19 protein-coding genes and 1 pseudogene are annotated in these 19598 nt (G+C 70.2%); 16 read left to right on the top strand and 4 right to left on the bottom strand.

Annotated features, from left to right (window positions below; genetic code table 11):
- Positions 1-5 precede the first annotated feature (5 nt).
- The 6 genes and pseudogenes from ribD (at position 6) to ACQPZW_RS38960 (ending at position 6810) form a co-directional block, all read left to right on the top strand.
- Complete coding sequence (gene ribD / locus ACQPZW_RS38985; protein WP_433791034.1) at positions 6-1109, top strand: bifunctional diaminohydroxyphosphoribosylaminopyrimidine deaminase/5-amino-6-(5-phosphoribosylamino)uracil reductase RibD; 1104 nt, start codon at positions 6-8, stop codon at positions 1107-1109.
- A complete protein-coding gene (locus tag ACQPZW_RS38980) occupies positions 1110-1709 on the top strand; it encodes a riboflavin synthase (RefSeq protein ID WP_433791033.1) in 600 nt (199 codons plus the stop codon).
- On the top strand, positions 1702-2910 hold the full coding sequence (locus ACQPZW_RS38975; protein WP_433791032.1) for a bifunctional 3,4-dihydroxy-2-butanone-4-phosphate synthase/GTP cyclohydrolase II: 1209 nt from the start codon (positions 1702-1704) through the stop codon (positions 2908-2910). The genes ACQPZW_RS38980 and ACQPZW_RS38975 overlap by 8 nt, the downstream gene beginning before the upstream one ends.
- 45 nt (positions 2911-2955) lie before the next feature.
- Positions 2956-3432, top strand: coding sequence for a 6,7-dimethyl-8-ribityllumazine synthase (ribH, locus tag ACQPZW_RS38970; RefSeq protein ID WP_433791031.1), 477 nt, complete (start codon positions 2956-2958; stop codon positions 3430-3432).
- A 263-nt stretch (positions 3433-3695) separates the two neighbouring features.
- Positions 3696-4373 (top strand): annotated as a pseudogene (locus ACQPZW_RS38965) (hypothetical protein); the annotation flags it as partial.
- A 979-nt stretch (positions 4374-5352) separates the two neighbouring features.
- Positions 5353-6810, top strand: coding sequence for a hypothetical protein (locus ACQPZW_RS38960; protein ID WP_433791030.1), 1458 nt, complete (start codon positions 5353-5355; stop codon positions 6808-6810).
- On the opposite strand, the gene ACQPZW_RS38955 is transcribed toward ACQPZW_RS38960, so the two are convergent.
- The 3 genes from ACQPZW_RS38955 to ACQPZW_RS38945 are packed head-to-tail and all read right to left on the bottom strand — an operon-like array spanning position 6807 to position 9255.
- Positions 6807-7547: an amino acid ABC transporter ATP-binding protein gene (locus tag ACQPZW_RS38955; RefSeq protein ID WP_433791029.1), complete on the bottom strand. Its 741-nt coding sequence runs from the start codon at positions 7545-7547 to the stop codon at positions 6807-6809. The two genes, ACQPZW_RS38960 and ACQPZW_RS38955, sit on opposite strands and share 4 nt — an antisense overlap.
- On the bottom strand, positions 7547-8386 hold the full coding sequence (locus tag ACQPZW_RS38950) for an amino acid ABC transporter permease (protein ID WP_433791028.1): 840 nt from the start codon (positions 8384-8386) through the stop codon (positions 7547-7549). Before ACQPZW_RS38950 ends, ACQPZW_RS38955 begins: the two co-directional genes overlap by 1 nt.
- Positions 8383-9255, bottom strand: coding sequence for an ABC transporter substrate-binding protein (locus ACQPZW_RS38945; protein WP_433791027.1), 873 nt, complete (start codon positions 9253-9255; stop codon positions 8383-8385). The genes ACQPZW_RS38950 and ACQPZW_RS38945 overlap by 4 nt, the downstream gene beginning before the upstream one ends.
- Before the next feature lie 78 nt (positions 9256-9333).
- On the opposite strand from ACQPZW_RS38945, the gene ACQPZW_RS38940 reads away from it, so the two are divergent.
- From ACQPZW_RS38940 to pheT, 9 genes are all read left to right on the top strand, one after another.
- On the top strand, positions 9334-9597 hold the full coding sequence (locus ACQPZW_RS38940; protein WP_433791026.1) for a phosphoribosyl-ATP diphosphatase: 264 nt from the start codon (positions 9334-9336) through the stop codon (positions 9595-9597).
- Between the two features lie 42 nt (positions 9598-9639).
- On the top strand, positions 9640-10482 hold the full coding sequence (gene hisG / locus ACQPZW_RS38935; protein ID WP_433791025.1) for an ATP phosphoribosyltransferase: 843 nt from the start codon (positions 9640-9642) through the stop codon (positions 10480-10482).
- Entirely contained in the window at positions 10482-10928 is a 447-nt protein-coding gene (locus ACQPZW_RS38930; protein WP_433791023.1) for a PH domain-containing protein, read from the top strand. Before hisG ends, ACQPZW_RS38930 begins: the two co-directional genes overlap by 1 nt.
- Before the next feature lie 339 nt (positions 10929-11267).
- Positions 11268-11888: a translation initiation factor IF-3 gene (infC, locus tag ACQPZW_RS38925; RefSeq protein WP_433791022.1), complete on the top strand. Its 621-nt coding sequence runs from the start codon at positions 11268-11270 to the stop codon at positions 11886-11888.
- 57 nt (positions 11889-11945) lie between these two features.
- Complete coding sequence (rpmI, locus tag ACQPZW_RS38920; RefSeq protein ID WP_433791021.1) at positions 11946-12140, top strand: 50S ribosomal protein L35; 195 nt, start codon at positions 11946-11948, stop codon at positions 12138-12140.
- A 39-nt stretch (positions 12141-12179) separates the two neighbouring features.
- Positions 12180-12572, top strand: coding sequence for a 50S ribosomal protein L20 (gene rplT, locus ACQPZW_RS38915; protein ID WP_433791020.1), 393 nt, complete (start codon positions 12180-12182; stop codon positions 12570-12572).
- A 119-nt stretch (positions 12573-12691) separates the two neighbouring features.
- Complete coding sequence (locus tag ACQPZW_RS38910; RefSeq protein ID WP_433791019.1) at positions 12692-13465, top strand: TrmH family RNA methyltransferase; 774 nt, start codon at positions 12692-12694, stop codon at positions 13463-13465.
- A 286-nt stretch (positions 13466-13751) separates the two neighbouring features.
- On the top strand, positions 13752-14813 hold the full coding sequence (gene pheS / locus ACQPZW_RS38905; protein WP_433791018.1) for a phenylalanine--tRNA ligase subunit alpha: 1062 nt from the start codon (positions 13752-13754) through the stop codon (positions 14811-14813).
- A 4-nt stretch (positions 14814-14817) separates the two neighbouring features.
- Positions 14818-17295 (top strand): phenylalanine--tRNA ligase subunit beta, encoded by a 2478-nt coding sequence (pheT, locus tag ACQPZW_RS38900; protein ID WP_433791017.1) that lies wholly within the window; start codon positions 14818-14820, stop codon positions 17293-17295.
- A 205-nt stretch (positions 17296-17500) separates the two neighbouring features.
- On the opposite strand, the gene ACQPZW_RS38895 is transcribed toward pheT, so the two are convergent.
- Complete coding sequence (locus tag ACQPZW_RS38895) at positions 17501-18064, bottom strand: TetR family transcriptional regulator (protein WP_433791016.1); 564 nt, start codon at positions 18062-18064, stop codon at positions 17501-17503.
- 106 nt (positions 18065-18170) lie between these two features.
- Here ACQPZW_RS38895 and ACQPZW_RS38890 point away from each other — a divergent pair, with 106 nt between their 5' ends.
- Complete coding sequence (locus ACQPZW_RS38890) at positions 18171-19574, top strand: FAD-dependent monooxygenase (RefSeq protein WP_433791015.1); 1404 nt, start codon at positions 18171-18173, stop codon at positions 19572-19574.
- Positions 19575-19598: the final 24 nt, after the last annotated feature.

The raw sequence follows: 19598 nt of genomic DNA, 5'->3' as shown, positions 1-19598 counted from the left end.
GCCAGATGGTGACCGAGGACGAGGCGATGCGCCGCGCTGTCGCGCTGGCCGCCCGGGGCCTCGGCACGACCAGTCCCAACCCGGTGGTCGGCTGCCTGCTGCTCGGGCCCGGCGGCGAGGTGGTCGGCGAGGGCTTCCACGCGTATGCGGGAGGCCCGCACGCCGAGATCGTCGCCCTGGCCCAGGCCGGTGAGCGGGCGCGCGGCGGGATCTGCGTGGTGACGCTGGAGCCGTGCAACCACACCGGCCGTACCGGTCCGTGCGCCGAGGCGCTGGTCAACGCCGGGGTGCGGCGGGTGGTGATCGCGGTCGACGACCCGACGCCGGTGGCGGCCGGTGGCGCGGCGACGCTGCGGGCGGCCGGCATCGAGGTGGTCACCGGGGTGCGGCGGGAGGCGGCCGAGGCCGGCAACATCGCCTGGCTGACCGCGGTGCGCCGGGGCCGGCCCTACGTGACGTGGAAGTTCGCGGCCACCCTCGACGGGCGGTCCGCCGCGGCCGACGGCACGAGCCAGTGGATCTCGGCGGCCGAGTCCCGGGCCGACGTGCATGTGCTCCGCAGCACCGTCGACGCGATCGTGGCCGGCGTCGGCACGGTGGTCGCCGACGATCCGCAGCTCACCGTGCGCGACCTGCGTGACGGCACGCTGGCGATCAAACAGCCTCTGCGCGTGGTGGTGGACTCGTCCGGGCGTACCCCGGAGAATGCCCGGGTCCGTGATGCGGCCGCACCCACCTGGATCGTCACGACGGCCGCGGCGGGCGCCGGGCCGGACGGCCGCGTCGACCTGACGGCCCTGCTCATCGCACTGTTCGCCCGTGGCGTGCGCAACGTGCTGCTGGAGGGCGGTCCGACGCTGGCCGGCGGCTTCCTGGCCGCCGGGCTGATCGACCGCGTCGTCGGCTACGTGGCGCCGAAACTGCTCGGCGACGGTCGCGCCGCCCTGATGGACGCCGGCATCGGCACCATCGCCGACGCCGTCGAGCTCGACTTCACCGACATCACACAGATCGGCGGCGATCTGCGGTTCACCGCGAACCTGCGGCACAAAGAGAACCGCGATCCGCGGCAGCAAGAGGACAACCACCTGCCTCCCAGGGAGAGCTGAATGTTCACCGGAATCGTTGAAGAGCTGGGCGAGATCGTGCGCCTGACCGAGGGTGCCGAGGACTCCGCCGTGATCGCCGTCCGTGGCCCGCTGGTCACCTCCGACGCACGCCACGGCGACTCGATCTCGGTCAACGGCTGTTGTCTCACCGTCATCGACAACGTCGACGGCGTGTTCACCGCCGACGTGATGGGCGAGACCCTGCGGCGTACCTCTCTGGGCGCCCTGCGCGAGGGCGGCAACGTCAACCTGGAGCGGGCCGCCGCCCTGGGCAGCCGCCTCGGCGGGCACCTGGTGCAGGGCCACGTGGACGGGGTGGCGCGGATCATCGCCCGCGAGCCCGCCGACCAGTGGGAGGTGGTGCGGTTCTCCCTGCCGCCCGAGCTGGCGAGATACGTGGTGGAGAAAGGGTCGATCACCGTCGACGGCGTGTCGCTGACGGTCATGTCGGTCGACGAGGACAGCTTCGCGGTCGGGATGATCCCGGCCACGTCGAAGCTGACCGTGCTGGGCAGCAAGGCCATCGGAGATCCGGTCAACCTCGAGGTCGACGTGATCGCCAAATACGTGGAGAAGATGCTGGGGGGCCGCAATGTTTGAGAACGTCGAGCGCGCGATCGCGGACATAGCCGCCGGCAGGGCGGTGATCGTGGTGGACGACGAGGACCGGGAGAACGAGGGCGACCTCATCTTCGCGGCCGAGCACGCCACCCCCGAGCTGGTCGCCTTCATGGTGCGGTATACGTCCGGGTACATCTGCGTTCCGCTCCCCGAGAGCGAGGCGGACCGGCTGGACCTGCCACCGATGTTCCACACCAACCAGGACGCGCGGGGCACCGCCTACGCGGTGACGGTCGACGCGAAGCACGGCGTCAGCACCGGCATCTCGGCCGCGGACCGGGCGCACACCATCCGCCTGCTCGCGTCGGCCTCCAGCGAGCCCACCGACTTCAACCGGCCGGGCCACGTCGTGCCGCTGCGGGCCAAGGCCGGCGGCGTCCTGCGTCGCGCCGGTCACACCGAGGCCTCCATCGACCTGGCGGTGCTGGCCGGCTGCCGGCCGGCCGGGGTGCTGTGCGAGATGGTCAACGACGACGGCACCATGCAGCGCCGTCCCGACCTCGAGAAGTTCGCGGCCGAGCACGACCTCGCCCTGATCACCATCGAGGAGCTGATCGCCTACCTGCGCTTCCGTGAGGGCAGCCAGGTGGAGCGGGTCGTCGAGACGGTCCTGCCGACCGAGCACGGCGTCTTCACGGCGGTCGGCTACCGTACCGCCGCGGACGACGGCGAGCACGTGGCGCTGGTCTTCGGTGACCTCGGCGACGGCGAGGACGTGCTGGTCCGGGTGCACTCCGAGTGCCTCACCGGCGATGTCTTCGGCTCCCGGCGCTGCGACTGCGGGCCGCAGCTGGACGCGGCCCTGGAGCGGGTCGCCGCGGCCGGGCGCGGGGTGGTCCTCTACATGCGCGGCCACGAGGGCCGCGGCATCGGCCTGCTGCACAAACTGCAGGCCTATCAACTTCAGGACCGCGGCTTCGACACGGTCGACGCCAACCTCGAGCTGGGCCTGCCCGCGGACGCCCGCGACTACGGCACCGGGGCGCAGATCCTCGCCGACCTCGGCATCCGCTCGATGCGCCTGCTCACCAACAACCCGGCGAAGAGAGCGGGCCTCGAGGGGTACGGGCTACGCGTGATCGGCCGCGAGGAGCTGCCCGTCCGCCTGCACCCGGAGAACGTCCGGTACCTGCGTACCAAGCGGGACCGGATGGGTCACCTGTTCGCGGAGTTGGCCTGAACCAGTCCCCGATCGGGGCAACAATGACGATGAAGGGGGACACACATGGCCGGCTTCGGTGATCCGCACATGCAGACCGTCGACGCTGCCGGGCTCCGGCTCGGCATCGTCGGCTCACGGTGGCACAACGACCTGGTGGAGCACATGATCGCCCGAGCGGTGGCCGCCGCCGAGGCGTGTGGCGTGACGGAGGTGGTCACCACCCGCGTGGCCGGCTCGGTGGAGCTGCCGGTGGTCGCGCAGGCGCTGGCCCGCAAGGTCGACGCGGTGGTCGCTCTGGGCGTCGTGATCAAGGGTGAGACCCAGCACTTCGAGTATGTGTGTGACGCCGTCACCACGGGCCTGACCCGGGTGGCGCTGGACGAGGGCACCCCGGTCGCGCACGGCGTGCTCACCGTGCACAGCCTCGGGCAGGCCCGGGACCGGGCCGGCCTGGAGGACTCGATCGAGGACAAGGGCTGGCAGAGCACGGTCGCCGTGCTGGACGCCGCGCTCGCCATCCGCGAAGTCTCCAAGCACTAGCGCTGATTTGAGAAGAGCCCGTCCCCGCAAAGGGGACGGGCTCTTCTGTATCCCGCGTCCGATAATGGTCCGTGGCCGTTGCATTAATTCGCGGCGGACACGGGGAATCGCTTTCGCTTTAATGCTGTCAACCATCGATTTCTGTGAATCTCCTCACCTATAAAGGGATGCTGTTGTTGCGGTCCTGATGTGTAGCGTGATCCTCGGAATGGACGGGGATCCATTTCGTGCCGAGTATTCGGTAATTGGAATCGCTATTCAAAATGGGGATTGTTTTGCGAATTCTGATGAGGAGACTGACCACTGTCGCCGCCTCGGCGGCGTTCCTGGCCGGTTTCGCTGTCGCCCCGGCGACTCCCGCGGCCGCGGCCGACTACGTCACCGACGCGTCGGAATGGCTGATGGAGCAGCTTCTGGAGCTCGAGGCGGGCACCCAGAGCGGAGGCATTTACGCCAACAAACCCGGCTACCACAACACTCGTGCCGGGAACTCCTCAGACAATTACTCGGTACGGGACGCCGAGGACCAGGGCGGGCCGTCGGACAAGGCGGCCGCATACGACTGGACCTTCCCGGAGGCCCAGAGCGCTTCGGCCAACATTTCCGCACTGGCCACCTCCGAATACGCCGGCGTGGTCGACGCCGCGGACTTCCGGGCCGCCGCCGCCGACTACAGCGGGATCGCCAAGTACTCCAAGCGCCTGCTCGCCTCCGGCCAGGACTCCGCCGACCCCCGGCTCGACGGCTGGAAGGAGTTCTTCGGCCAGGCCGACAACGACAACGACGTAGAGGGCTGGGACTTTCGCGGCGACTACGCGTCGAGCTCGGACGATTCGCATCTGTGGCACATTCACCTGAGCGAGGACCGGGACAAAGTCGAGAGCTTCGACAACAAGCGGGCCCTGCTCAGCGTGCTCCGCGGCGAGACCGTGGCGGAATGGACCGCACCGCCGGCCCCGCACGGTCCGCTGTACGACCGGGCGCGTACCTCGGCCGGGACGTGGGCGGCGAATTCGTCGCTGATCGATGCGAATGCGGCGGTCACGGCGACGGCCGCGACCGGCACGACGGACGGCTCCCTGCACACGTTCGTGGTGGTGCCGGGTAATGGCACGTGGGCGCGGGCGCAGAATGCGTCGGGCGCGTGGGCGGGCAACGCGACGCGGATCGACACGAACGGTGCGGTCACCGATGTGGCGGCGGCGGCTCTGCCGGACGGCACTCTGCATGTGTTCGTGTTGGTGCCGGGCAGTGGTGTGTGGCACCGGTCGCGTACGGCTGCGGGGGTCTGGGCGTCGAACTCGTCGCGGGTGGACGCGAACGGCTCGGTGTCGGACGTCGCCGCGGTGGGCCTGGCTGACGGCACGCTGAACCTGGCGGTGGTGGTGCCCGGCAGTGGCACGTGGCTGCGGTCGCGTACGGCTGCCGGGGTGTGGGCGTCGAACAGCACGCACATCGACACCAACGGTGCGGTGACCGACGTGGCGTACGCCGGTCTGCCGGACAACTCGCTTTACCTGGCTGTTCTGGTTCCCAACAGCGGCACCTGGGTCCGGGCTCGTATCGGTGGCGTGTGGGCGGCCAACAGCTCGCGGGTCGACGGCAACGGTGCGGTGGTGGATGTGTCGGCGGCCGGTCTGGCTGACGGCACGCTGCATCTGGCCGTGGTCGTGCCGGGTAGTGGCACGTGGGTGCGGGCGCGGTCGGCGGCGGGTGCGTGGGCGGCCAACAGCTCGCGGATCGACACCAACGGCAAGGTGTTCAAGTCCTACACCGCCGGCACTCCCAACAACACGCTGCACCTCGGCGTCCTGGTCAACACCGCCTCCTGAGGCGATCGGACATCCCCTCCAGCCACGTCCCCATCGGCCCGGTTCGAGCCGGTGGGGACGTGGCGCGCCGAAGAAGGTGAGACCCCTCGTGAACCGAACCTCGACCACCGCCGGACTGGCGGCCCTGATCTGTGCAGCGACCGTGGCGGCCGGCGCCCCGGCACAGGCCGCTCTCGCGTACGAGACGGTGGCCTGTGATGCGGACGGCACGACGAGCGCCGACTCCGCCGCCGCGGGCCGGCTCAACAATGTGCTCCAGGGTGACCTGGCGAACGTCATGACGGCCTACCGGGTCTCCTGCGCCCGGATGATCGTGGACACCATCCGCCAGCGCGGCCTGATCGAGCGTGCCGCCGTCATCGCGATCACCACGGCTGTCGTGGAGAGCGATCTGATGAACATCAGCCAGGAGTACGACCACACCAGCCTGGGCCTGTTCCAGCAGCAGACCTGGTGGGGCACTCGGGACCAGCGGCTCGACCCGGTCTACGCCACGAACGCGTTCATCGACTCGATGCTCGACAAGTACCCGGACGGCTCGTGGAAGACCACCGCCATCGGCACGGTCTGTCAGGAGGTGCAGCAGTCGGCCCTTCCCGGCGCGTACCAGCCGCAGGCCGCGGACGCCCAGAAGATCGTCGACGAGCTGTGGACGGCCGACGAGACACCGCCGGCCCCGCACGGTCCGCTGTACGACCGGGCGCGTACCTCGGCCGGGACGTGGGCGGCGAATTCGTCGCTGATCGATGCGAATGCGGCGGTCACGGCGACGGCCGCGACCGGCACGACGGACGGCTCCCTGCACACGTTCGTGGTGGTGCCGGGTAATGGCACGTGGGCGCGGGCGCAGAATGCGTCGGGCGCGTGGGCGGGCAACGCGACGCGGATCGACACGAACGGTGCGGTCACCGATGTGGCGGCGGCGGCTCTGCCGGACGGCACTCTGCATGTGTTCGTGTTGGTGCCGGGCAGTGGTGTGTGGCACCGGTCGCGTACGGCTGCGGGGGTCTGGGCGTCGAACTCGTCGCGGGTGGACGCGAACGGCTCGGTGTCGGACGTCGCCGCGGTGGGCCTGGCTGACGGCACGCTGAACCTGGCGGTGGTGGTGCCCGGCAGTGGCACGTGGCTGCGGTCGCGTACGGCTGCCGGGGTGTGGGCGTCGAACAGCACGCACATCGACACCAACGGTGCGGTGACCGACGTGGCGTACGCCGGTCTGCCGGACAACTCGCTGCATCTGGCGCTGGTGGTGCCGAACAGTGGCACGTGGGTCCGGACGCGCACGAATGGTGTGTGGGCGGCGAACTCGGCGCGAGTGGACAGCAACGGTGCGGTGATCGACGTGTCGGCGGCCGGTCTGGCGGACGGGACGCTGCACCTGGCGGTAGTGGTGCCGAAGAGCGGCACCTGGGTCCGGGCTCGAACCAATGGTGTATGGGCGGCCAACAGCTCGCGGATCGACACCAACGGCAAGGTGTTCAAGTCCTACACCGCCGGCACCTCCGACAACACCCTCCACCTCGGTGTCCTGGTCAACACCGCCTAGAGCCGGCCGGCCTCGATGATCCTCTTCAGGAACTGACGGGTCCGCGCCTCGACGGGGTCACCGAGCACCTGCTCCGGTGGCCCCTGTTCGAGGACCCGGCCGGAGTCCAGGAAGGCGACCCGGTCGGCGACCTGCTTGGCGAAGCCCATCTCGTGGGTGGCCAGCACCATCGTCATGCCCTCGCCCTTGAGGTCGCGGATCATCGACAGCACCTCGCCGACCAGCTCCGGGTCGAGTGCCGAGGTGACCTCGTCGAGCAGCAGCAACCGGGGGTTGTTGACCAGGGCGCGGACGATGGCGACGCGCTGCTGCTGGCCGCCGGAGAGCCGGTCCGGGTAGGCCCCCGACTTGTCGGCCAGGCCGACCCGGTCCAGCCAGATCATCGCCTGCTCCCTGGCCTCCTTCACAGGCTTGCGGTGTACGCGTACCGGCGCGAGCGTGATGTTGTCCAGCACCGTCATGTGCGGGAACAGGTTGTACGACTGGAAGACCAGCCCGATCCTCTGGCGTACCCGGTCGGGGTCGGCTCTGGGGTCGGTGATCTCCTCGCCGTCCAGGTGGATCGTGCCGTCGTCGATCTCGGCGAGCAGGTTGACGCAGCGCAGCAGGGTCGACTTGCCCGACCCGGAGGCGCCGATCAGGGCCACCACCTCGTGCTCGTCGACGTCGAGCGTGAGCCCGTCGAGGATGACGTTGTCGCCGAAGACCTTCCGGACGTCCTTGCACTCGAGCAGCATCAGGTCCCCGCGTTCTGGCGGCGGGCCGCCCGCAGCGTCACCCAGTCGGTGACCGCGATCAGCGGCAGGGCGAGCAGGACGAACAAGACCCCGGCGACGATGTACGGGGTGAAGTCGGCGTCCTGGGCCACGCCGATCTGGGCGGCCCGGATGGCGTCGATCGGGCCGGCCAGCGAGATCAGGCCGACGTCCTTCTGCAGGGCCACGGTGTCGTTGAGCAGCGGCGGAGCGACCCGGCGGACCGCCTGCGGCAGCACCACGTGCCGCATCGCCTGCCGGTAGCTCAGGCCCAGTGACCGGGCCGCCGCGATCTGGCTCGGGTGCACCGACTCGATGCCGGCCCGGAACACCTCGGCCAGGTAGGCGCCATAGGTCACGGTGATCGCCGCGGCGCCCAGCACCAGCACGTCCGGTGTGCCCTTGAGCCGCAGCCCGGGGATGCCGAACGCGAACAGGTAGAGCACGATGATCAGCGGCAGGCCGCGGAACGAGTACGTGTATCCGGTGGCCAGGGCGCGTACCGGGAAGAACACCGGGCCGCGCAGGGTCCGCAGCACCGCGACGAGCAGCCCCAGCGCCAGCGCCAGGGTCGCGCAGACCACCAGCAGCTTCAGGTTGAGCCAGAGCCCTTCGAGGATCTGCGGGAGGTACTTCCGGGCGGTGTCGAGGTCGAAGAAGGACTCCTTGACCCGCTGCCAGCCGGGCGCCCCGGTGATACCGACGGCGAGCGCGACGCCGACGACGGCCGTCGATGCGGCGGCCAGCAGAACGGAACGGACCGCCCGTCCGCGACGGTAGGCGATCCGTTCCTGTTGCCTGGTGCTCGGCTGGTACGTCACTGGAGCTCGGGAGCCCCGGCGGTGTCGGCGAGCCACGTCTTCTCCAGCACGGCGAGGGTGCCGTCCTGACGGAGCTGGTCGACGGCCCTGCTGACGCAGCCGGTCAGCGGCGAGCCCTTGTCGAGCACGATGCCGAACTGCTCGGGCACACCGACCTGGCTCAACTGGCCGACGATGACGCCGTCCTTCAGCTCGGCCGCGGTCATGTAGAACGCGGTCGGCAGGTCCACCACGATGCCGTCGACGGTGCCGTTCTCCAGCGCCTTCTTGGCGTCGTCGTTGTTGTTGAACACCTGTGGCTGCCCAGCCGGCTTGATCACGTCGGTGATGGCCTGGTAGCTGGTGGTCCCGACCTGGGCGCCGAGCTTGGCGTCCTTGATCTCGGCGAGCGTCTTCGCGCCGGCGATCTTCGAGCCCTTGGTGGTGATCACCGTCTGGCGCACGAGATAGTACGGCGACGAGAAGTCCACCGCCTGCTTGCGCTCGTCGGTGATGGAGAACTGGTTGATGTCGACGTCGAACGTCTTCGGGCCCGGCGCGATCGCGTTGTTGAACCCGACCTGGGTCCACACCACGTCCGACTGCTGGTAACCGAGACGCTGGGCCACCTGGTAGGCGACGGCGGACTCGAAGCCCTTGCCGTTGTCCGGCTTGTTGTCGACATACCAGGGCTCGTAGGCCGGGGTGTCGGTGCCGACGGTGAGCTTTCCGGCGGTCAGGGTCTTCAATGAGGCCGGGTCACACGTCGCGGCGGGGGCGGCCGACGGTGTGGTGGTCGTCTCGTCTTCGTCTGCGGGGGCACAGGCCGACACGGCGGCGAGCAGCAGGGCTGCGCCTCCGAGGGCCACGGGGGTGAATCGGCTGACCATGCCCGGGAGCTTAGAAGACGTCCCATGGGCTGGGGGCGTTCGTCGTCAAGACGTGATGAGCTGCCACAATCGGTCCTCGTGAAGACGTTCGAGGAACTGTTTGCCGAGTTGCAAAGCAAGGCGGCGGACAAGACACCCGGTTCGGGCACCGTCGAGGCGCTCGAACGCGGAGTCCACTTCATCGGCAAGAAGGTCGTCGAGGAGGCGGCCGAGTCGTGGATGGCCGCCGAGCACGAGGGGCCGGAACGCACCGCCGAGGAGATCTCCCAGCTGCTCTACCAGGTCCAGTGCCTGATGCTCGCCTCCGGACTGGAGCTGAAGGACGTCTACCGACATCTGTGAACGCGCGTCCCCCGACCCGTTCACCGATCGAAGGAGCACGTCATGCTGCGTATCGCCATTCCCAACAAGGGCACCCTGTCCGCGCCGGCGTCACAGATGTTGCGGGACGCCGGGTACCGCCAGCGCACCGACCCCAAAGACCTGATCTGCCGTGACGAAGCCAACAACGTCGAGTTCTTCTACCTGCGCCCGAAGGACATCGCGACGTACGTCGGCTCGGGTGATCTGGATCTCGGGATCACCGGCCGGGACCTTCTCGTCGACTCCGGAGTGCCCGCCACCGAGCTGCTCGACCTGAACTTCGGCCGGGCCACCTTCCGCTGGGCCGCTCCGGCGGGGACGCTCACCAGCCTCGACGAGCTCGGTGGCCGGCGTATCGCCACCGCCTATCCCGGTGTGGTCGGCCGCTACCTGACCGAGCACGAGCTCAAGGCGGAGGTGGTGCGCCTCGACGGCGCGGTGGAGAATGCGGTCCGCCTCGGCGTCGCCGACCTGATCGCCGACGTGGTGGAGACCGGGGCGACGCTGCGTCAGGCGGGCCTGGTCACCATCGGCGACCCGATCATGCAGTCGTCGGCGATCCTGATCGGGCGTGAGGAGGAGACGCCGGCGGGCGCCTCCCAGCTGCTGCGGAGGCTGCAGGGGGTGCTGGTCGCGAGAAACTTCGTGATGCTGGCGTACGACGTGCGCGCCGACCTGCTGGAGCAGGCCACCAGCCTGACCCCCGGGATCGAGTCGCCGACCGTCTCCCCGCTGCACCGGGAGGGCTGGGTCGCCGTCCAGGCCATGATCCAGCGCAGCGAGGTGCACCGGGTGATGGACGAGCTGTACGAGCTGGGCGCTCGCGCCATCCTCGTCACCGACATCGCGAACTGCAGGCTCTGATGACCGCTGTGCTCTACCGCCCGAAGAAGATCCGCTGGGTGGCCGGTCCGCTGGCCGCCGGGCTCGTGCTGCTGTTCACCGTGCTCAGCTTCGGCCTGACCGGCTCGGCCGGCTTCCAGAACTCGCAGGCCAGCTTCCAGCGCGGCGACCAGATCGCGATGATCGGGCTCGGTGTCCTGCTCGGGCTCGGTGTCCTGCTGTTCTGCCGGCCGCGGGTGACCGCCGACGACGACGGTGTGCGGGTGCGCAACGTGATCGGCGGCTACGACCTGCCGTGGTCGGTGATCCGGGCGGTCCGGTTCGACCGGAACTCGGCGTGGGCGCACCTGGAGCTGGAGAACGACGAACAGGTGCCGGTGCACGCGCTCCAGGCCGTCGACAAGGAGTATGCGCTGGACGGCGTACGCACCCTGAGGGCTCTTCATTCGGCTGCTCAGAGCGCCTGATACGATTGCGGGCAGTCGACCACGTCCACCCTTCGATCGTTGTGAAGGTGTGAGCGCGAAAGAGGAGCCCGCTGGTTCCCACCCGAGTCACTGACTGTGGCCGGGTCCGGTCTCCCTGGCAGGGGATTTCTCCTGCCGGGTGCGCGTCCTCGTTTGGGCGCCGATGACCGGTCGAGCGGGCCCCGGCATGCTCTCTTCACGGAGAGCAGGCGGGGCCTTCTACTTTCCCGGCGTCCCGCGGCCAGCGGGACACTCGGGGCCGACCGACATTGGCAGCGCCCGGCCCACCCGGCCGGGCGAGGTATCAACTGAGGAGGCCCCATCAGCGTCGAACCACGCGTGAACGAACAGATCCGGGCTCGTGAGGTCCGTCTGGTCGGTCCGGAGGGTGAGCAGGTCGGTATCGTGCCGGTCGAGCGCGCTCTCCAACTGGCTGCGGACGTCGACCTGGACCTGGTCGAGGTTGCTCCGATGGCGCGGCCGCCGGTGTGCAAGCTCATGGACTTCGGCAAGTTCAAGTACGAGAGCGCACTCAAGGCCCGCGAAGCGCGGCGCAACCAGCAGCAGACCGTCATCAAGGAAATGAAGCTGCGGCCGAAGATCGACCCGCACGACTACGCGACCAAGAAGGGTCACGTGGTGCGGTTCCTCAAGGCGGGCGACAAGGTCAAGGTGACGATCATGTTCCGCGGCCGTGAGCAGAGCCGCCCCGAGCTGGGCTTCCGGCTTCTCCGCCGGCTCAGCGAGGAGATCTCGGAGCTGGGCTTCGTGGAGGCCAGTCCGAAGCAGGACGGTCGAAACATGATCATGGTGCTTGCTCCGCACCGCGCCACCAAGGCCGCTGCCGTCGCCGCCGTCGCCGCCGGTGCCAAGCCCCCCCGTGAGCCGCGTGAGGGTGACGGTGCCGACGAGGTGACGGACGAGGTGCCGGGCGAGCCGGCCGAGACCACCGCAGAGTAGGACCAGCTTTTCCCCGCATCCCCCCGGTTGCGGGGAAAGACCAGAAAGAGGCGTCAAGTGCCGAAGATGAAGAGCCACACCGGCATGGGTAAGCGGGTGAAGGTGACCGGCAAGGGCAAGATCCTTGTCGAGCAGGTTGGCAAGCGTCACCGCATGGAGAGCAAGTCCTCCCACGTTACCCGGCGGATGACCGGCACCGTTGCGGTGGCCAAGGTCGACGTTCCGCGTGTGAAGAAGCTTCTGGGCCGCTGACGCGCGCCTGACCCGGTTCCCCTGAAGGAGTAACTAGAAATGGCACGCGTCAAGCGGGCGGTAAACGCCCAGAAGAAGCGCCGCACCCTGCTCGAGACCGCGAGCGGCTACCGCGGTCAGCGCTCCCGCCTGTACCGCAAGGCCAAGGAGCAGGTGCTGCACTCGATGCAGTACTCGTACCGTGACCGTCGTGACCGCAAGGGCGACTTCCGCCAGCTGTGGATCACCCGTATCAACGCGGCCGCCCGCGCGAACGGGATGACCTACAACCGGCTGATCCAGGGCCTGAAGCTGGCCGAGGTCGAGGTCGACCGCAAGATCCTGGCCGACCTCGCGGTCCACGACGGGGCTGCCTTCGCCGCCATCGTCGAGATCGCTCGTGCGGCCGTCGCGGCCGAGGGCACCGGCGGCGCCGCCGCGCAGGCTGCCTGACGAAGATTGTTCGGCGACGGTGGGCTCCACCGTCGCGAACGACCTTCACTATCGCGTAGCACGTTTTCAAGGACGCCTCCCGAGCATCACGGTCGGGAGGCGTCTTTCGTGAGGAGATCATGTTCACGCCCCGTACCCCCCGCATCGTCGCCGCCCGCCGCCTGCAACGCCGCCGGGACCGTGACCAGTCCGGGCGCTTCCTGGCCGAAGGCCCGCAAGCCGTGCGCGAGGCGCTCGCCGCGGGGGTGGTGATCGAGCTGTTCGGCACCCCGGCCGCGCTCGACCGCCACGCCGAACTGGCCGCGCAGGCGCCCGAGCTGTCGCCGGTCACCGACGACGCCCTGGCCGCACTCGCCGAGACCGTGCACCCCCAGGGGCTGGTCGCGATCTGCGAGCAGAACGACGTCCCCATCGGCGAGGCCCTGGCCAAGAACCCGAGGCTGGTCGCCGTGGTCGCCGAGATCCGGGACCCCGGCAACGCCGGGACCGTGCTGCGCACGGCGGATGCGGCGGGTGCGGGGGCGGTCGTCTTCGCCGGCGACGCCGTCGACCCCTACAACGGCAAGTGTGTACGGTCGTCCGCCGGCTCACTGTTCCATGTGGACGTCGTCCGGTCCCCGCTCGGCGTCGTGGAGCTGCTCCAGGACAGCGGGCTGCAGGTGCTCGCCACCAGCGGCAGCGGCGAGGACGACGTGGACTCGCTGCTCGACGGCGGTCAGCTCGCCGCCCCGACGGCCTGGCTGTTCGGCTCCGAGGCCCATGGGCTGCCGGAAGACCTCTTGCGCGAGGCGGACCGGCGGGTGCGCGTACCCATCTATGGTGGCGCCGAGAGTCTGAACCTGGCCGCCGCGGCCGCCGTCTGCCTATATGCGTCGGCCCGCGCGCAGCGCTGAGGGTATGCTGACGGCATGTCAGGTCCCCGGCTCTCCTTTATCCGGCCCGCTGGTCGCGGGCGCCGGATCTGACACTTCTGCGCTCTCCCTGACCGGCGGGCTGCGGCTCAGCCGCGCCTCCGTAGACTGTGCTCGCTTTGTCGCCACTTCGCGGCCCTCGCGGCGCTCGGTGCACTCAGTAGCGACTGTGCCAACATTGTCGCTACTTCGCGGCGCTCGCGGCGCTCGGTGCACCCAGTAGCGACGGCCCGATGGCAAATCCGGTGTTGAGGGAGTTCGCCCGACCATGTCCTACCGCAACGATCCGTACGATCCGAAGCAGGCCGTCCTGCTCGCCCCCGAGTCTCTCGAGGGTGCCGTGGCGGAGGCCGAGAAGGCGTTCGCCGCCGCCGCCGACCTCGACGCGCTGCAGGCCCTGAAACCCGCCCACCTCGGCGACCGTTCGCCGGTGTCGCTGGCCCGCCGCGAGATCGGCTCGCTGCCGCCCGCCGCGAAATCCGACGCCGGCAAGCGCGTCAACGTGGCCCGGCAGGCCGTGCAGGCCGCCTACGACGCCCGTCAGACGGAGCTGGAGGCCGACCGCGCCGCCCGCGTCCTCGTCGAGGAGCGGGTCGACGTCACCCTGCCGTGGTCGCGCCGCCCGCGCGGCGCCCGCCATCCGCTGACCACGCTGATGGAGCACATGAGCGATGTGTTCATCGGCATGGGCTACGAGATCGTCGACGGCCCCCAGCTGGAGCTGGAGTGGGCCAACTTCGACGCGCTCAACATCGGCCCGGACAACCCGGTCCGCGGCGCCTCCGACACGTTCTTCGTCGACCTGCCCGGCCTGGTCATGCGCACCCACACGTCACCCGGCCAGGTGCGCACCATGCTCGACCGGCAGCCGCCGATCTACGTGGTCAGCCCCGGCCGCGCCTACCGGACCGACGAGCTGGACGCCACGCACAGCCCGGTGTTCCACCAGATCGAGGGCCTGGTCATCGACCGGGGCATCACCATGGCGCACCTGCGCGGCACCCTCGACCACTTCGCCAAGGCCATGCTCGGCGCGGACGCGAAGACCCGCTGGCGGCCGCACTACTTCCCGTTCACCGAGCCGTCCGCCGAGTTCGACGTCTGGTTCCCGCAGCACCGCGACGGCCCGCGCTGGGTCGAGTGGGGCGGCTGCGGCATGGTCAACCCGCGGGTCCTCACCGCCTGCGGCATCGACCCGGCCGTCCACTCGGGCTTCGCGTTCGGCATGGGTGTCGAGCGGACCCTGATGTTCCGCAACGGCGTCTCCGACATGCGCGACATGGTCGAGGGCGACGTGCGGTTCACCACGAACTTCGGAATGGAGTCCTGAAGCGATGAAGACGTCACTGTCGTGGCTGCGCGAGTACGTCGAGCTGCCCACGGGGATCACGGCTTCGGAGCTGGACGCGGCGCTCACCAACCTCGGCATGGAGGTCGAGGGCATCGTCGACCAGGCCGGCACGATCCTCGGTGACCTCGTCGTCGGCCGGGTGCTGACGATCGAGGAGCTGACCGGTTTCAAGAAGCCGATCCGGTTCTGCACCGTCGACGTCGGCAACCCGGAGCCGCAGGAGATCGTCTGCGGGGCGCGCAACTTCGCCGAGGGCGACCTCGTCGTGGTCATCCTGCCCGGTGGCGAGCTGCCCGGCGGATTCCGGATCGGGGCGCGGAAGACCTACGGCCGCAACTCCAACGGCATGATCTGCTCGGCCGCCGAGCTCGGTCTGTCGGGGGACCACTCGGGCATCATCGTGCTTCCCGCCGACTCCGCTTCGCCGGGCGTCGACGCGCGGTCGATCGTGGGCCTGGACGACGTGCTGATCGAGGTCGAGATCACGCCGGACCGGGGCTACGAGATGAGCGTCCGTGGCATCGCGCGGGAGCTCTCCACGTACTTCGATGCCGGTTTCTCCGATCCCGCCTCGGTCGACTCTCCCGGCGCGACCCCGGAAGCTCCCTGGCCGGTGACGATCGAGGACACCGTCGGCTGTGACCGGTTCGCGGCCCGCGTCGTGCGGGGCGTCGACCCCGCCGCGCCGTCTCCGGAGTGGATGCAGCGGCGCCTGATCCAGGCCGGCATCCGGGCCATCTCGCTGCCCGTCGACATCACCAACTACCTGATGCTCGAACTCGGCCAGCCGATGCACGTCTTCGACCTGGACCGGCTGCGCGGCGGCCTGATCGTCCGGCGTGCCCGTGCCGGGGAGAAGCTGACCACCCTGGACGGGGTCGCGCGTGCGCTCGACGCCGAGGACATGGTGATCTGCGACGAGACCGGGCCGATCTCGCTCGCCGCCGTGATGGGCGGCGAGACCAGCGAGTGGCAGGAGGGCACCGTCGACGTGCTCCTCGAAGCCGCCCACTGGGACCCGGTCATGGTCGGCCGGACCGCCCGGCGTCACAGGCTGTTCAGTGAGGCCGCCAAGCGCTGGGAGCGGGGCGTCGACCCGTCGCTGCCGCTCGCCGCGCTGCAGAAGGCCGTCGACATCCTCGTCGAGCACGCGGGCGGGACCGTCGATCCTCGCGTGCTGGACATCGACAACGTCGTGCCCCCGGTCGCGCTCACGCTCCCGGCGGACGCGCCGTCCCGTCTCATCGGCCTGCCCTACACCGGTTCGCAGGCGGCGGACCTGCTGCGCAGGATCGGCTGCGAGGTCACCGGTGACGAGGTGCTCAGCGTCGTGCCGCCGACCTGGCGTCCCGACCTGGTCGCCCCGATCGATCTGATCGAGGAGGTGGCGCGTCTCGGCGGGTACAACGAGATCCCCAGCGTGCTGCCGCCGGCCGGGGCCAGCCGTGGTCTCACACCGGCGCAGCGACAGCGCCGGTCGGTGGGCCGTGCGCTCGCCGAGAACGGATACGTCGAGGTGCTGTCGTACCCGTTCGTCTCGCCCGGCACGGCCGACGCCCTCGGGCTGCCGCCGGCGGACCCGCGTCGTAGCGCGGTGCGGCTCACCAACCCGCTGTCGGAGGAGGAGCCGCTGCTGCGTACGACGCTGCTCGGCCCGCTGCTCGGCACCCTCAAGCGAAACCTGGGCCGCGGCCGCCGGGACGTCGCGCTCTTCGAGGCCGGCACGGTGTTCCTGCCGCACCTGACCTCGACCGCCCCGCCCAGCCTGGGTGTGGACCGTCGTCCGACCAACGCCGAGTGGGCGGCCGTCAACGCGATCGTCCCCGAGCAGCCGTGGCACCTGGCCGTCGTGCTGGCCGGCGACATCGAGCCGGCCGGCTGGTGGGGCGCGGGACGTGCCGCGACGTGGGCGGACGCCATCGAGGCGGCGCGCGTCGCGATCTCCGCGTCGGGCATCTCCGAGGACCGCGTCACGGTACGGGCAGCCGAGCACGCCCCGTGGCATCCCGGCCGCTGCGCCGCGATCCTGGTCGACGGCGAGGTCGTCGGCCACGCCGGTGAGCTGCACCCCGCCGTACTGGCCGCCCTCGAGCTGCCCAAGCGGACCTCGGCCGCCGAGATCGACCTGGACGCGCTGCCGGAGGCGCCGGTCGTCGACGCCCCGAAGATCTCCACCTTCCCGCCGGCGCTGATCGACGTCGCCCTGGTCCTGGACCGCACGGTTCCGGCCGCGGACGTGCGGGCGGCTCTCGCCGAGGGGGCGGGTGACCTGCTCGAGTCGGTGTCGCTCTTCGACGTCTACGAGTCGGAGCAGCTGGGTGGGGACAAGCGGTCCCTGGCCTACAAGCTGACCTTCCGTGCTCCGGACCGGACCCTCACCTCGGAGGAGACCATCGCCGCCCGCGATGCCGCGGTCGCCGTGACCTCCTCCCGTTTCGGCGCGACCCTGCGCGGCGCGTAGCTTCGCGGGCTGTCAGCCGGGCCGGTGGATCTCCACCGGCCCGGCTTTCGTCTTCCGCCTTCGTCCCGCTTCGGTCCTGCTCTCCTCAGCCGGTCCGGGCGTCGCCGGTGTGATCCGGCGTCATGCCGTGCCTCGTGCCGTGCCGCGTGCCTTGCTCGTGCCGTGCCGCGTGCCTTGCTCGTGCCTTGCTTCGGGCCGGCTCTTCTCAACCGGGTTGCGCCTCGCCGGTGAGGTAGCGCTGGATGGTCGGGGCGAGCCATGCGGTGGCCTCCTCCGCGGTCAGATCCACGACCGGCGGCAGCCGGAGGATGTAGCGGCAGAGGGCGAAGCCCAGCATCTGACTGGCGATCAGGCCGGCCCGGGTGGCGGCCTGGGCGGGATCGGGAGCCAGCCGGGCGGCGACCGGGCCGACCTGCCGGGCGAAGACCGATCGCATCCGCTCGGCCGCGGCCTCCTTGGTGACCGCCGCCCGCAGCAGGGCCATCAGTGTCTCGTCGTCCTCCCAGCGATGCAGGAAGTGCCGGGCCAGCGAGGCGCCGACCCGGTCGGCGGCAACGTCGCCCAGGTCGGGCAGACGGAGATCGAAATCGGCCGCGGCGGCGAACAGTGCCTCCTTGTTGCCGTAGTAGCGCATCACCATCGAGGGGTCGATGTGTGCGTCGGCGGCGATGGCACGGATCGTGGCGCGCTCGAATCCGTCGGCGGCGAAGCGCTCCCGGGCGGCGGCCAGGATGGCGGCCCGGGTGGCGTCGGAACGGCGGGCTGTCATGGTCACACCATATGCCAACAAGTGTTTGCCAACAACTGTTGACTCGATCTTCCGAGGGCGCCTATCGTCATGCCAACAGTTGTTGGCAAACGAGTGAGGAGCCGTCATGCACACCACCGTCGCGATCATCGGAGCCGGCCCGACCGGGTTGCTTCTCGCCGGCGACCTGGCCCTGGCCGGGATACCGGTCACCCTGTTCGAGCGCCGCTCGGAGGCCTCCAACTTGACCCGGGCGTTCGGCGTCCACGCCAGGAGCCTCGAAGTGCTCGACGCCCGCGGGCTCGCCGACGGCATCGTGGCCGGCGGGGCGAGGGTCGAGCGCCTGCGCCTGTTCGACCGGATCAGCCTCGACCTGACCGGGCTGCCGTCGCGCTACCCGTTCCTGCTGATCACCCCTCAGTACCGGGTGGAGGCGGCCCTCGAAGCACGTGCCCTGGCCGCGGGGGCGCGCATCGAGCGCGGCGCGGGACTGTCCTCCCTGCGACAGGACGGCGAGCGCGTGGTCCTGGAGTTCGGCGACCGCACCGTCACCGCCGACTGGGTGATCGGCGCCGACGGAGCCCACAGCACGGTCCGCCGGTCGCTCGGCCTGCCCTTCCCCGGCCGCGCCGTGCTCACCTCGATCATGCTGGCCGACGTTCGCCTAGCCACCCCGCCCGAGGACGTCCTGGCCGTCAACGCGGTCGGCGACGCGTTCGCCATGGTCGCCCCGTTCGGCGACGGGTGGTATCGGATCTTCGCCTGGGACCGCCGCCACCAGGTCACCGACGACGTCCCGGTCACCCTCGACGAGATGCGCGAGGTCACCCGCCGGGTCCACGGCACCGACTTCGGCATCACCGAGGCCCGCTGGCTGTCGCGTTTCCACAGCGACGAACGGCAGGCCCCGCGTTACCGGGTCGGTCGCGTGTTCCTCGCCGGCGATGCCGCGCACGTTCACTCACCCGCCGGTGGCCAGGGCATGAACACCGGCCTCCAGGACGCCGCGAACCTCTCCTGGAAGCTCGCCGCCACCGTCCAGGGCTGGGCGCCCACCGGTCTCCTCGACTCCTACGAGACCGAGCGGCACCCGGTCGGCCGCCTGGTGCTGCGCAGCAGCGGCGCCCTCATCCGGATGGCGATGATGCGGTCCGCGGCCGCCCGGCGCCTGCGCAACACCGTCGGCGCGGCGCTCCTCGCCCTTCCTCCGGTCGTCCGCCGTGCCACCGGCGTCATCTCCGGCGTCGGCATCGGATATCCGGGCGCGCCGAGGGCCGAGGACGTCACCCTCCGCGGCGGCGGCCGGCTCTACGAGGCGCTCCGCTCCGGGCGGCACGTGCTCCTGACCCCACAACCCCTCTCCGGGTACGGGGAACGCCTTCTCCAGGTGACTGCGGACGCGGACACGACCGAGGCCGTCCTGGTGCGCCCCGACGGCTACGTCGCCTGGCGAGGGCCCGCCACCGGGGCGGCTGCCGCGCTCACCCGGTTTCTGGCCCCCGAGCAGGTCGCCCACCCGGCCACCCACTGACGCGGTCCCGGCGGATGACCCTTG

Source organism: Actinoplanes sp. CA-252034, assembly GCF_050956125.1.
Classification (GTDB): domain Bacteria; phylum Actinomycetota; class Actinomycetes; order Mycobacteriales; family Micromonosporaceae; genus Actinoplanes.
Note: the sequence above shows the minus strand (reverse complement) of the source record. Positions and strands in the feature narration are given on the sequence as shown.